This window comes from Streptomyces sp. NPDC002324 (assembly GCF_053593335.1).
Window position 1 is genome coordinate 70,092 of record NZ_JBSFCF010000040.1, and the last position, 13,408, is coordinate 83,499.

Consider the following 13,408-nt stretch of genomic DNA (forward strand, 5'->3'; position numbering starts at 1 on the left):
CATGTCCAGGGCTCTTCCGAAGTACAACAAGCGTCGCGTAGGGATCATCGGCGGCGCCGCCGCGGTCGTGCTCTCCGGAGCGGTCATCGCGGGTTCCGCTCTCGCCGGTGAGGGTGCCAACAACGACGGGCAGGACGCCGCGGGGGCCGCTTCCCCCGGCACCATCTCCTGCCCGGCGGTCGAGGGAACCCTCCCGGCGATCCCCGCCTCCGCCAAGGCCGAGGTCGACAGCAACCTCGCCCAGCTGCAGACGCAGATCCAGGAGGCCAACAAGCGCCTCGTCGACACGGTCGGCCAGGGTGGCCCCAACTTCGTCCAGAACGCCATCCTCGGCCCGCTGGAGGACAAGCGCGTCGCCGCACTGAACCGCATCGAGACCGCGATCGGCCGCGCCGCCGCCAAGCCCGAGGGCCTGGAGAAGCTCGCCCCCTGCCAGCTCGACCAGGGTGGCGCCGCGGGCGCCGGTGACCAGGCCGGTGCGGGTGCCGGTGCGGGTGCCGAGGCCGGTGCGGGTGCGGGCGCCGAGGACGCGGGTGCCGCGGGCGCCATCTCCTGCCCGGCGGTCGAGGGAAGCCTCCCGGCGATTCCCGCCTCCGCGCAGGCCGAGGTCGACCGCAACCTCGCCCTCCTCGACACCCAGATCCAGGAAGCCAACCAGCGCCTGATCGACACGGCCGGCCAGGGCGGTGCCAACTTCGTGAACAACGCCATCCTCGGCCCGCTGGAGGACAAGCGCGTCGCCACGCTGAACCGCATCGAGACCGCGATCGGCCGCGCCGCCGCCAAGCCCGAGGGCCTGGAGAAGCTCGCCCCCTGCCAGCTCAACGAGGGCGGCGCCGCGGGCGCCGGCGAGGAAGCGGGCGCGGGCGAAGAGGCCGGAGCCGGCGCTGACGCCGGTGCGGGCGCGGGCGCGGGTGCCGAGGACGCGGGCAACGCCGGTGCCGAGGACGCGGGCAACGCGGGTGCCGCGGGCGCCATCTCCTGCCCGGCCGTCGAGGGAAGCCTCCCGGCGATCCCCGCCTCCGCGCAGGCCGAGGTCGACCGCAACCTCGCCCTCCTCGACACCCAGATCCAGGAAGCCAACCAGCGCCTGATCGACACGGCCGGCCAGGGCGGTGCCAACTTCGTGAACAACGCCATCCTCGGCCCGCTGGAGGACAAGCGCGTCGCCGCACTGAACCGCATCGAGACCGCGATCGGCCGCGCCGCCGCCAAGCCCGAGGGCCTGGAGAAGCTCGCCCCCTGCCAGCTCAACCAGTAGTCCGCACGCACTCTCACGACGACCCGGTCGTCCGACGAGTGACCTCCTGCGCCCTCTGAGGGCGACAGGGGCCGTGGCCGCCCCGCGCGCCGGCCGGGGCGGCCACGGCGAATCCGGTTCCGGGTGGATCCCAGCGAGGGGGTCCACCCGGAATTCGTGTTCCCGCACCCGCTTCTCCGGACAGCCGAATTCCTTAGACAGGCGAAGCGTTTCCGTCGATAATCGTTAGTCATGGGAAAGACCTACGAGCGCATAGACGGCCGCCTCCGTACGTTCATCGAGGCTCAGCCCCTCTTCTTCACCGCGACCGCGCCCCTGTCCGCCGACGGCACGGTCAACCTCTCCCCCAAGGGTCTGCGGGGGTCGTTCGTGATCCTCGACGAACTCACCGTCGCCTACCTGGACTTCGCGGGGTCCCACGCGGAGACGATCGCGCACCTGCGCGAGAACGGCCGGATCACCCTCATGTGGTGTGCCTTCCAGGGCCCGCCCACCATCGTGCGGGTGCACGGCACGGGCGAGGCCGTCTTCCGGGACGATCCGCGCTTCGCCGGACTCCTCGCGCGCTTCCCCGACATCGACCCCGCCCCGCACGGCCTGCGCGCCGTCATCGTGGTCCGCGCCGAGCGCATCCGCGACAGCTGCGGCTACTCCGTGCCGTTCATGGCGTACGAGGAGGACCGCGACCTGCACGGCCGGCGCTTCGCGCGCGAGGACGACGACTCGCTCAGCGCCTACTTCAGCTCCAAGGAGCACATCGCGACCAGCATGGACGGGCTCCCCGGACTGCCGCTGCCGCTGCCGCCCTCCGCCGTCTGACGCGCGGGACGCGGGACGTTCGCGCGCCACCGGTCCCTCCGTACGGCGAGTTGTTCACACGGTTGAACACACGGCACTCCCAGCACGTACGTGTGGGCCAAGGGTCCAGCCCACCACGGAGGAACCGTGTCCACGATCGCCGGAGGTCGCGCCGCGCGCCGCCAGACGATGCGCCGCATCCGACCTCGTCGTTCTCCCGCCGTCCCGTTGCTCATCGCGTTCTGGGCGGGCGCGGCCGCGGTGGTGTGGCTGTGGTGGGACAACACGCCGTCCATCGCGGACCAGGGCGGCAAGATGGTCAACGCCGGGCGGATCACGGGTCTGCTCGGCGGGTACCTGATGGCCCTGGTGGTGCTCCAGATGGCCCGGGTGCCCGCGCTGGAGAGGCGGGTCGGCTCCGACCGGGTGGCCCGCTGGCACGCGATGACCGGCCGCTACACGCTCTGCCTGGTCGTCGCGCACGTCGTCCTCACGATGTACGGGTACGCCCTCCAGGCCGGCCTCACCCACACCGCGATCCTCCAGCAGACCATCGACTCCATCAACCAGCTGCCGGACATGGGCAAGGCCGCCATCGGCACCGGCCTGCTGGTCTTCATCGGGCTCATCTCGATCGGCCCGGTGCGCAAGCGGATCCCGTACGACCTCTGGTACCACACACACCTGCTGACGTACGCGGCCACGTTCCTGACCTTCTGGCACCAGATCACCACCGGCAACGAGTTCGCCGCCACACCCGCCGCGAAGACCGGCTGGTACGCGCTGTACGGCACGGTGACCGCGCTGGTGGTCTGGTACCGGATCGTTTCTCCGATCAAGCTGAACCTGAAGCACCGACTGCGGGTCGAGGCGGTCATCGAGGAGTCCCCCGGCATCGTCTCGGTGCTGATGAGCGGGCGCAAGCTGCACCGGATGGGCGCGGAGGCCGGGCAGTTCTTCCGCTGGCGGTTCCTCGCCCCGGGCATGCGGTTCAGCTCGCACCCGTACTCGCTGTCCGCGGCGCCCCGCCCCAACATGCTGCGCATCACGGTCAAGGCGATCGGCGACCACAGCTCGGCCCTGCGCGACCTGGAGCCCGGCGTCCGGGTGTGGGCGGAGGGCCCCTACGGGGCGCTCACCGCCGGCAAGCGCAGCCGGGGCAAGGTGCTGCTGGTGGCCGGCGGTGTGGGCATCACGCCGATGCGGGCCCTGTTCGAGACGCTGCCCGGCGCGGCCGGTGACCTGACGCTGCTCTACCGGGCCAACAGCACCCAGGACCTGGCGCTGTGGGACGAGCTGGCGCAGATCGCCGAGGAGCGCGGCGCACGGCTGATGTACGCGGTGAACAGCCCGGACGGTGAGCGCCCGGACATCTCCCCGGACTCGCTGCGCCGCAAGATCCCCGACATCGAGACCCACGACGTCTTCCTGTGCGGGCCGCCCGGCTTCGCGCAGGGCGTGTACGAGGCACTGCGCGGCGCGGGCGTCCCGACCCGCCGTATCCACCACGAGTCGTTCGAGATGTGAGCGAGGGGACCGCCCGGCCCGGGTCCCGCCCGACCGGCCGTACCCGCCGGTGGTCCCCCGCACGTTCCAGCCGTAGGTCCCAGGACCGTCCCAAGCGGTAGGTCACCAGGACCTTCCCACCCCGACTTTCTGGCCATGGGTTTCCCCACGGGTTCGCCCCACGGGTCTCCCCCGCGAGACTTCACAGTTCAGGAGCTGAAGGAGCGATGAAGAAGAGCCACCCCATCCGGCGGACTCTGCTCGCCACCGCCGCCACCGTGTCCGGCATCGTGCTGCTGCTGTCGCTGAAGCCGGCCTCGGACGCCGGATCGGTGCAGGCCGGCGCGGCCGGGGGCGCACCTGCGGCACAGGGCGGGGTGGCGGCCGGCACGCAGACCCTGACGGGTTCCGCCGTCGACACCGAGTACGGCCCCGTCCAGGTCAGGATCACCGTCGACGGCGGCAAGATCACCAAGGCCGAGACCGTGCAGCAGCCGAGCGGCGGCCGCTCCACCCAGATCAGCGGCGACGCCATTCCCAAGCTCAACCAGGCGGCCGTGGCGGCGGGCAGCGCCGACATCGACGCGGTGTCCGGCGCCACCTACACCAGCGCGGGCTACAAGGAGTCCCTGCAGTCCGCCCTGGACCAGGCCGGCAAAGCGCAGGACACGGGCACCCAGGTGCTCACGGGCAGCGCCGTCCAGACCCAGTACGGGCCGGTCCAGGTGAGGATCTCCGTCAGCGGCGGCAAGATCACAGGCGCCGAGGCCGTGCAGGCGCCGAGCGGCGGCCGCTCCACCCAGATCACCGGTGACTCGGTGCCGAAGCTCAACCAGGCGGCGGTGGCGGCGGGCAGCGCCGACATCGACGCGGTGTCCGGCGCCACCTACACCAGCGCGGGCTACAAGGAGTCCCTGCAGTCCGCCCTGGACCAGGCCGGCAAAGCGCAGGACACGGGCACCGAGGTCGAGGCGGGCGGCGACGCGCAGGACACGGGCGGCGACGCCGCGGACTCCGGGGCCGGGCAGTCGACGGGCACCCAGGTGCTCACGGGCTCCGCCATCACGACGGACTACGGGCCGGTCCAGGTCCGCGTCACGGTCACCGACGGCAAGATCACAGCCGCCGAGGCGCTGCAGCAGCCCACCGGCGGCCGTTCCACCCAGATCAGCGGTACCGCCATCCCCCAGCTCAACAAGAACGCCGTCTCGGCAGGGAGCGCTGACATCGATGCTGTCTCGGGCGCCACATACACCAGCGGCGGCTACCAGCAGTCCCTCCAGTCCGCCCTGGACCAGGCCGGCTGACCCGGTGGCCGAACCCGTCGGGGCCGCCGCGCCCGCCCAGCTGCGGCACGTCGAGGAGGTCATGGGCACCGTCTTCTCCTTCGACGTCCGAGGAGGCGAGCCCGCCGCGATCAGGGCCGCGCTCGACGAGGCGGTGGCCGGGCTCCACGCCGTGGACGAGGTGTTCAGCACCTACCGCGAGCACAGTCAGATCTCCCGGCTCGCCCGGGGCGAGGTGACGATCGAGGAGTGCGCTCCCGAGGTCGGCGAGGTGCTCGACCTGTGCGCCGAGGCCGAGCGGTCGAGCGGAGGCTGGTTCAGCGCCACCTACGAAGGCCGCTTCGACCCGACCGGCCTCGTGAAGGGGTGGGCCACCGAGCGGGCCGCGCGGCTCCTGGTGGAGGCCGGGGCCACCGGGGTGAACGTGAACGGGGGCGGCGACGTCCAGTTGTGCGGTGTCCCCGGACCGGAACGGCCGTGGCGCGTGGGGGTGGCGGACCCCCTGCGACCCGGAGGGCTCGCGGCGGTCGTCACCGCCGCCGGTGCGGACCGTCTGGCGGTGGCCACGTCCGGCACGGCCGAGCGGGGCACGCACATCGTCGACCCCCGTACCGGGAAGTCCGCCGTGACCGACCTGGTCTCGGTGACGGTAGTGGCTCCCCGTCTGACCTGGGCGGACTGCTGGGCGACGGCCGCGTTCGCGATGGGTTCCCGCGAGGGCCTGGCCTGGCTGGAGTCCCTCGACGACACGGAGGCGCTCCTCATCACGGCGGGCGACGAGGTCCGCTGCACGGGAGGGCTGGCCGCGCGGCTGGGCTGAGCGGGGTGGTGCTGGGCCGGGCGGGAACCACCAAGGGCGCGCGGGGTGCCGCCGCGCCCACCCGTGCCGGCCCAGCGGCACGGCTGCCCGCGGTCGGGACGGACGGGGAAAGGGGCGGAGCCCCTTTTCAGGGGCGCGGGGAACTGCGTGACCGGCCACGACGAACCCGCGGCCGGCAACTCCCCCGGGCATCGCCTTCGGTGGCCGCTCCACCTCCGCCGACGCCCCCGGAGTCACTCCTCGGCCTTCGCCCCCTCAATGCCCGTTCTGCGCCAACCTCAGCAGATGGTCGGCCAAGGCCTGCCCGCCCACCGGGTCCCGGCTGATCAGCAGCAGCGTGTCGTCACCCGCGATCGTGCCCAGGATGTCGTGCAGCTCCGCCTGGTCGATGGCCGAGGCCAGGAACTGGGCCGCGCCCGGCGGGGTCCGGAGCACCACCAGGTTCGCCGAGGCCTCCGCGGAGATCAGCAGCTCCGCGGAGAGCCGCCGCATCCGCTCCTCCTTCGCCGACTCGCCCAGCGGTGCCCGGGGGGTCCGGAAACCCCCCTCGCTCGGCACCGCGTAGATCAGGTCGCCGTCGTTGTTGCGGATCTTCACCGCGTTCAGCTCGTCGAGGTCCCGGCTGAGGGTCGCCTGGGTGACGCTCAGCCCGTCGTCGGACAGCAGCTTCGCCAACTGGCTCTGCGACCGCACCGGTTGCCGGTTGAGGATGTCCACGATCCGCCGGTGGCGTGCGGTGCGGGTCTGCGGCACGGCGGGCCCCGCCTGGTCGTGCTCCTGCGCCTGGCTCATCGTCGTCTCATTCTCCGGCTCGTCCGTCCCCGCTGGCTTCGTGCGCCGCCCGCGCCGCGTCGAGGATGCCCGGCAGCGCCCGGAGGAGGGCGTCCACCTCCGCGTCCGCGACATTGAGCGGCGGCATCAGCCGTACGACATCGGGGGCGGGCGCGTTCACCAGGAAGCCGGCGTCCTGTGCGGCCTGTTGCGCCAGGGGCGCGAGCGGCTCGGTGAGCACGATACCCAGCAGGAGGCCCGCGCCTCTGACGTGGTCGATCATCGGGTCCCCGAGGGACTCGATTCCTTCGCGCAGTTTCTCGCTCTGCCGCTTGACGTTCTCCAGCAGGCCCTCGGCCTGGATGGTCTCCAGGACGGCGAGTCCGGCGGCGCAGGCAACCGGGTTGCCGCCGAAGGTGGTGCCGTGCCCGCCGGGCTGGAACAGGTCCGCCGCCCGGCCGAAGGCGACGGTCGCGCCGATCGGCAGTCCGCCGCCGAGGCCCTTGGCCAGGGTGACGACGTCGGGCAGGACGCCCTCGTGCGCCTGGTACTCGAACCAGTGCCCGGTGCGGCCGACGCCGGTCTGCACCTCGTCGAGGACGAGGAGCGAGCCCTTGGCGGCCGTGATGGCGCGCGCGGCTTTGAGGTAGCCGGGCGGCGGGACCACCACGCCCTTCTCGCCCTGGACGGGCTCGATGATGACGAGGGCCGTCTCCTCGGTGACCGCCGCGGCCAGGGCCTGCGCGTCGCCGTAGGGGACGTGGGTGACGTCGCCGGGCAGCGGGTGGAAGCCGGTCTGCTTTCCGGGCTGGCCGGTGAGGGCGAGCGCGCCCATGGTGCGGCCGTGGAAGCCGCCCTCGGTGGCGACCATGTGGGTCCGCCCCGTGAGCCGGCCGATCTTGAAGGCGCCCTCGTTGGCCTCGGCCCCCGAGTTGCAGAAGAAGACCTTGCCGTCGCGGCCGAAGTGCTCCAGGAGCCGTTCGGCCAGAGCGACCGGCGGTTCGGCGACGAACAGGTTGGAGACGTGGCCGAGCGAGGCGATCTGGGTGCTGACGGCCTCGACGACCGCCGGGTGGGCGTGGCCGAGCGCGTTGACCGCGATACCGCCGACGTAGTCGAGGTACTCGTTGCCGTCGGCGTCCCACACCTTGGTTCCCGCACCCCGGACGAGCGAGAGCTGCGGGGTGCCGTAGTTGTTCATGAGCGAGCCCCGCCACCGCCGGCTCAGCTCTTCGTTGGCGGTCATGCGGCGTCCCCCTCTTCCGCATCCGGCACGACCATCGTGCCGATGCCCTCGTCGGTGAAGATCTCCAGCAGGATGGAGTGCTGGACCCGGCCGTCGATGACCCGGGCGGTCTGGACGCCGTTGCGTACGGCGTGCAGGCAGCCCTGCATCTTCGGCACCATGCCGGAGGACAGGTCCGGCAGCAGCTTCTCCAGTTGGGAAGCGGTGAGGCGGCTGATCACCTCGTCGCTGTTGGGCCAGTCCTCGTAGAGGCCCTCGACGTCCGTGAGGACCATGAGGGTTTCGGCGTCAAGAGCAGCAGCGAGTGCCGCAGCCGCCGTATCAGCATTGACGTTGTAGACATGTCCGTCGTCCTGGCTACGGGCGATCGACGAGACGACCGGGATGCGGCCGTCGGCGAGCAGTGCCTCGATCGCGCCCGTGTCGATCGCGGTGATCTCGCCCACCCGCCCGATGTCGACCAACTCCCCGTCGATCTCGGGCTGGTGCTTGATGGCGGTGATGGTGTGCGCGTCCTCGCCGGTCAGTCCGACGGCGAGCGGTCCGTGCTGGTTGAGCAGGCCGACCAGTTCGCGCTGGACCTGTCCGGCGAGCACCATGCGGACGACGTCCATGGCGTCCTCGGTGGTGACGCGCAGGCCGGCCCGGAACTCGCTGACGATGCCGTGCCGGTCGAGGGCGGCACTGATCTGCGGGCCGCCGCCGTGCACGACGACGACGTTGAGGCCGGCGTGCCGCAGGAAGACGACGTCCTGGGCGAAGGCGGCCTTCAGATCCTCGTCGATCATGGCGTTGCCGCCGAACTTGATGACGACCGTCCTGCCGTTGTGACGGGTCAGCCAGGGGAGCGCTTCGATGAGGATCTGGGCCTTGGGGAGGGCGGTGTGCTTCCGCGTGGTGCTCATGACGAGTACGCGCTGTTCTCGTGGACGTAGTCCGCGGTCAGGTCGTTGGTCCAGATGGTGGCCGTCTCGGACCCCGCGGCGAGGTCGGCGACGATGTGCACCTCTCGGTAGCGCATGTCGACCTTCTCGCGGTCCTCGCCGACACCGCCGTTCTTGCAGACCCAGACGCCGTTGATGGCGACGTTGAGCCGGTCCGCCTCGAAGGCGGCGGACGTGGTGCCGATCGCGGAGAGGACCCGGCCCCAGTTCGGGTCCTCGCCGTGCAGGGCGCACTTGAGCAGGTTGTTGCGGGCGATGGAGCGGCCCACCTCGACGGCGTCGTCCTCGGTCGCGGCGTTCACGACCTCGATCCTGATGTCCTTGCTGGCGCCCTCGGCGTCCCGGATCAGCTGCTGGCCCAGGTCGTCGCAGACCGCGCGGACGGCCTCGGCGAACTCCTCGTACCCCGGGGTGACCTGGGCGGCGCCGGAGGCGAGCAGCAGCACGGTGTCGTTGGTGGACATGCAGCCGTCGGAGTCGACGCGGTCGAAGGTGGTGCGCGTCGCGGCGCGCAGGGCGCTGTCGAGCGCGTCGCTCTCCAGGTCGGCGTCGGTGGTGAGGACGACGAGCATGGTGGCGAGGCCGGGCGCGAGCATGCCGGCGCCCTTCGCCATCCCGCCGACCGTCCAGCCGTCCTTCGTCACGACGGACGTCTTGTGCACGGTGTCGGTGGTCTTGATGGCGATGGCCGCCTTCTCACCGCCGTGCTCGGAGAGCTGCGCGGCGGCCGTCTCGACGCCCGGGAGCAGCTTGTCCATGGGCAGGAGTACGCCGATGAGGCCGGTGGAGGCGACGGCGATCTCGCCCGCGTTGTGGCCTTCGAGGACCTCCGCGGCCTTCTCGGCGGTCGCGTGCGTGTCCTGGAAGCCCTTCGGGCCCGTACAGGCGTTGGCGCCACCGGAGTTGAGGACGACGGCGGAGACCTGGCCGCCCTTCAGCACCTGTTCGGACCAGAGGACCGGCGCGGCCTTCACCCGGTTGGAGGTGAAGACGCCGGCGGCGGCGAGTCGGGGTCCGGTGTTGACCACGAGGGCCAGGTCCGGGTTGCCGTTCTCCTTGATCCCGGCGGCGATGCCCGCCGCCGTGAATCCCTTGGCTGCCGTCACGCTCACGGTGCGACTCCGATCGTGGAAAGCCCCGTCGTCTCGTGGAGTCCGAGGGCGATGTTCATGCTCTGGAGGGCGCCACCGGCGGTGCCCTTGGTGAGGTTGTCGATGGCGCTGATCGCGATGATGCGGCCCGCCGCCTCGTCGTACGCGACCTGGATCTGAACAGCGTTGGAACCGTAGACGGACGCCGTGGCGGGCCACTGCCCCTCGGGGAGCAGATGGACGAACGGCTCGTCGGCGAAGGCCTTCTCGTACGCGGCGCGCACGGAGTCGGCGGTGACCCCGGGCCGGGCCTTCGCGCTGCACGTGGCGAGGATGCCGCGGGGCATCGGCGCGAGGGTCGGCGTGAAGGACACGGAGACCGGCTCGCCGGCGACCCCGCCGAGGTTCTGCATCACCTCGGGCGTGTGGCGGTGGCCGCCGCCGACGCCGTACGGGGTCATCGACCCCATGACCTCGCTGCCCAGCAGGTGCGGCTTGGCCGCCTTGCCCGCGCCGGAGGTGCCGGAGGCGGCGACGATCACGGCCTCGTTCTCGGCGAGGCCCGCCGCGTACGCCGGGAACAGGGCCAGGGTGACGGCCGTGGGGTAGCAACCGGGCACCGCGATGCGCTTGGACCCCTCCAGCGCGGCGCGGGCACCCGGAAGTTCGGGGAGGCCGTAGGGCCAGGTCCCGGCGTGGGGCGAGCCGTAGAAACGCTCCCAGTCCGCCGGGTCCTTGAGCCGGAAGTCGGCGCCCATGTCGACGACGAGCACGTCCGGGCCGAGCTGTTCGGCCACGGCGGCGGACTGCCCGTGCGGCAGCGCGAGGAAGACGACATCATGCCGTCGGCCCTGGCCCGCCAGCACCTCGGCGGTCGTCTCCTGGAGCACCCGGTCGGCCAGGGGCAGCAGATGCGGCTGGAGCCCGCCCAGCCGCCGGCCCGCGTTCGAACTGCCGGTCAGCGCACCGATCTCGACCTCGGGGTGCGCGAGCAGCAGGCGCAGCACTTCGCCGCCCGCATAACCACTCGCTCCCGCCACCGCCACACGTACCGCCGCCATGGAATCCTCCTCCTGGATGGCATGACTATACGTTTCGCTGCACGTTTATGCAATCTTTGGGGAGGCTGCGTGGGTGCCACGGCTGAAAAGCGCACTGTCCTCGCCGGGGACGGCACGGAGGCCGCCCGGAGCGTTGCATAGGATCGTCGGCATGGCTCTGCGACCTGTCCAGGTGAACATCAAGGCGGTGGACGACTCGGCGATCGGCCGGTTCTGGGCGCGGGCGCTCGGCTGGCGCGTCTCCGGCTCGGGATCGGGCGCGACCGCCGCCATGCCCGTCGGCTTCGACTGGCGGGAACCGGTCGGTGTGTGCGTCGACGTCATCGCCGTGCCGGAAGCGACAACGGCCACGAAGAACCGTGTGCACCTCGATCTCGCCACCACTTCCGCGGCCCATCAGGCGGAGCTGGCCGAGCGTCTGCGGGCGCTCGGCGCGACGCCCGCCGACGTGGGCCAGGGCGACGTGCCGTGGACGGTCCTCGCCGACCCGGAGGGCAACGAGTTCTGCGTGCTGGAGCCCCGGGACGTCTACCGGGACACCGGACCCGTCGCGGCGGTGGTGGTCGACTGCGTGGACCCGCGGGCCATGGCGCGGTTCTGGGGAGCAGCGACGGACTGGACCCCGCGCGAGGTGACCGACGACCTCGCGGTGCTGCGGTCCGCCGACGACACCGGCCCGTATCTGGAGTTCGTCCGCACACCCGGTACGAGGACCGTGCCGGACCGCGTCCATCTCGACCTGCTGCGGTTCCCCGACGACGACCACGAGGCGGAGGTGGCCCGGCTGCGGGCCCTCGGCGCCACCGACCTCGACGTCGGCCAGGGCGAGGTGCCGTGGCGGTGCCTGGCCGACCCGGAGGGGCACGAGTTCTGCGTTCTCGCCCGTTCCTGACGCGGGGACGAGCCGGGCTCGGTTCACCGGGGCAGCAGCTCGCGCGCCAGCCTTTCCATCTCGGCGGGCGGGAGCGAGGGGTTGGCGGCCGCGGCTTCCGCCACCTCCGGGTCGGGATCGGTCAGCAGGTCCGTGACGACCTGGGGCGGGAGCGCCGGATGCCCGGCGGCGAGGGGTCTCGCCCGCTCGTCCGCCAGGCAGGCGAGCAGCGCCGGGGCCGTCGCACGGGGGTGCCGGGCGATCTCGCGGAAGGCCCGCCGCGCCGGGGGGCTGTGCCGGGACAGGTGCTCCAGCAGCGCCGGGGTGGCGTCCGGGTTGGCGGCCACCTGGGCGATGACCTGGACTCCGTGCCGGTCGACCATGGTCCGCAACCGCGCTTCGCCAAGGCCGGGGTGCGCAGCGACGGACTTGGCGACCTTGGCGTCGGGGTCGTCGGCCAGCACGGCGCTGACCGGGTCCGGCAGATCACGCCGTCGCGCCAGGAGCATGCGTACGACCGCGTTCGGCGACCCCGCCAGCTCCGCCACCTCGGCGGGGGTGGCGGCGGCGATCCGCGGCAGCAGGGTGCTGCCGATCCTGGTGGTGGCGGCCAGGCGAGTGAGCACGTCGAGCGGCACCCGCGGGTTGTGCGCGAGCGCGCGCCGGACGTCGGGGGAGGCGTCCTCGGCAAGCGTGCGCATCAGGGTGCCGTCGATCGCGGGGTTCTCGGCGAGGTCGGCGCGCACGCCGGGGGCGGGGTCCTCCGCGAGCCCGGCGTACGCCTGCGGGGGCAGCCCGGGACGGACGGCGAGCGCCCGGCGCAGGACCATCGAGGGGTGGCCGGCGAAGCCCGCGGCGGCCCCGGCCGGTGTGGCCGGGTTCTCCAGGGCCGCCCCGAGCACGTCCAGCGCGGTGGATTCGTGGGAGCCGTCGCAGGAGGCGCCCGAGCGCAGATCGCAGTCGTCCCGCGGGCAGTTCGGGCTGTGCGTGAACGGCGGTTCCTCGCGGTCGCAGACCAGGCAGTGCCGCGCGGGCGGCAGCCCCTCGCCGCTGACGAGCGCCGCCAGCACGTCCGGCGGCGTCGCCTCGTTGGCCGCCGCCGCCCGGCGGACCTCGGCATGGGGATGCGCGGCGAGCCGGGCGGCCGTGTCCGGCGCGGCCCACAGGGCCAGCTCCACGACCACCCGTATGTCCCGGTCCGCGGCGAGGGTCTCCACCACGTCCGGCGGCAGGCCGGGGCAGGCGGCCAGCTTCTCCCGGTGCTCGACCACCGGATCCGCCGCCAGACGGCGGGCCCACTCGGGGTCGCCCGCCTCCGCGTCGAGCAGGGCGAGGGCGACGAGCGGCTGTGCCGCGGGATCGACGTCGGCGGCTGTCAGCATGCCCCGGTACGCCAGAGGCACACCGTTCAGCTCGCTCCGCGAGGCCAGTCGGAGCGTCTGCGCCCGGCTGAGGTCCGCCCGTCCGGCGAGGTGGTGGTCGATGTCGTCGTCCGCCGGCACGGCCAGCCGGTCCACCAGCTCGGACGGCAGGGCCGGATTGGCGGCGAGCCCGCACAGGAGAGGGTCCACGGGGGCATCCTGCCCCGGGGCCCGGCCGGACCGCCTACGATTTTCCGCCCCGCGCGGGAACCCGTCGGCCGGAGGGCCACCGGCCACCTAGGGCCTGTGTGAGGTCGTGATCATTCTCGGGTTCTGGTCCCGTGCGGGGGTGGGACCTGGTAGGACGCTGGGTGTGACACGTACGCAACTCA

Annotated in this window: 11 protein-coding genes and 1 pseudogene; 6 read left to right on the top strand and 6 right to left on the bottom strand. The window is 72.5% G+C overall.

The genetic code is table 11. From position 1 onward, the window contains the following. Position 1 precedes the first annotated feature (1 nt). The 5 genes and pseudogenes from ACWCRJ_RS36285 to ACWCRJ_RS36305 all read left to right on the top strand — a co-directional run. Positions 2-829: pseudogene (locus ACWCRJ_RS36285) on the top strand (hypothetical protein); the annotation flags it as partial. Between the two features lie 663 nt (positions 830-1,492). Next, entirely contained in the window at positions 1,493-2,080 is a 588-nt protein-coding gene (locus ACWCRJ_RS36290) for a pyridoxamine 5'-phosphate oxidase family protein (protein WP_450943265.1), read from the top strand. A gap of 168 nt (positions 2,081-2,248) precedes the next feature. Next, complete coding sequence (locus ACWCRJ_RS36295) at positions 2,249-3,586, top strand: ferredoxin reductase family protein (RefSeq protein WP_450943277.1); 1,338 nt, start codon at positions 2,249-2,251, stop codon at positions 3,584-3,586. Positions 3,587-3,792: 206 nt separating this feature from the next. Beyond that, positions 3,793-4,872, top strand: a complete 1,080-nt coding sequence (locus ACWCRJ_RS36300; RefSeq protein WP_450943266.1) for an FMN-binding protein — start codon at positions 3,793-3,795, stop codon at positions 4,870-4,872. A 4-nt stretch (positions 4,873-4,876) separates the two neighbouring features. Then, positions 4,877-5,671 carry an FAD:protein FMN transferase gene (locus ACWCRJ_RS36305; protein WP_450943267.1) on the top strand — a complete coding sequence of 265 codons (795 nt, stop codon included), beginning with the start codon at positions 4,877-4,879 and terminating at the stop codon, positions 5,669-5,671. A gap of 255 nt (positions 5,672-5,926) precedes the next feature. Here ACWCRJ_RS36305 and ACWCRJ_RS36310 read toward each other — a convergent pair whose 3' ends face one another. The 5 genes from ACWCRJ_RS36310 to argC are packed head-to-tail and all read right to left on the bottom strand — an operon-like array spanning position 5,927 to position 10,784. Next, positions 5,927-6,463, bottom strand: coding sequence for an arginine repressor (locus tag ACWCRJ_RS36310; RefSeq protein ID WP_046916194.1), 537 nt, complete (start codon positions 6,461-6,463; stop codon positions 5,927-5,929). A gap of 7 nt (positions 6,464-6,470) precedes the next feature. Continuing rightward, positions 6,471-7,688 (bottom strand): acetylornithine transaminase, encoded by a 1,218-nt coding sequence (locus ACWCRJ_RS36315; protein WP_450943268.1) that lies wholly within the window; start codon positions 7,686-7,688, stop codon positions 6,471-6,473. After that, complete coding sequence (gene argB, locus ACWCRJ_RS36320; protein WP_046916196.1) at positions 7,685-8,593, bottom strand: acetylglutamate kinase; 909 nt, start codon at positions 8,591-8,593, stop codon at positions 7,685-7,687. The genes ACWCRJ_RS36315 and argB overlap by 4 nt, the downstream gene beginning before the upstream one ends. After that, positions 8,590-9,744 carry a bifunctional glutamate N-acetyltransferase/amino-acid acetyltransferase ArgJ gene (gene argJ, locus ACWCRJ_RS36325; protein WP_450943269.1) on the bottom strand — a complete coding sequence of 385 codons (1,155 nt, stop codon included), beginning with the start codon at positions 9,742-9,744 and terminating at the stop codon, positions 8,590-8,592. The genes argB and argJ overlap by 4 nt, the downstream gene beginning before the upstream one ends. Further along, positions 9,741-10,784 (bottom strand): N-acetyl-gamma-glutamyl-phosphate reductase, encoded by a 1,044-nt coding sequence (gene argC / locus ACWCRJ_RS36330; RefSeq protein WP_450943270.1) that lies wholly within the window; start codon positions 10,782-10,784, stop codon positions 9,741-9,743. The genes argJ and argC overlap by 4 nt, the downstream gene beginning before the upstream one ends. Positions 10,785-10,935: 151 nt before the next feature. On the opposite strand from argC, the gene ACWCRJ_RS36335 reads away from it, so the two are divergent. Beyond that, positions 10,936-11,676 carry a VOC family protein gene (locus ACWCRJ_RS36335; RefSeq protein ID WP_450943271.1) on the top strand — a complete coding sequence of 247 codons (741 nt, stop codon included), beginning with the start codon at positions 10,936-10,938 and terminating at the stop codon, positions 11,674-11,676. A gap of 23 nt (positions 11,677-11,699) precedes the next feature. Here the strand turns inward: ACWCRJ_RS36335 and ACWCRJ_RS36340 are convergent, their stop codons facing one another. After that, the gene (locus tag ACWCRJ_RS36340; protein WP_450943272.1) at positions 11,700-13,226 is read right to left on the bottom strand and encodes a hypothetical protein; all 1,527 of its coding nucleotides are present in this window, start codon (positions 13,224-13,226) and stop codon (positions 11,700-11,702) included. Between the last annotated feature and the right edge of the window lie 182 nt (positions 13,227-13,408).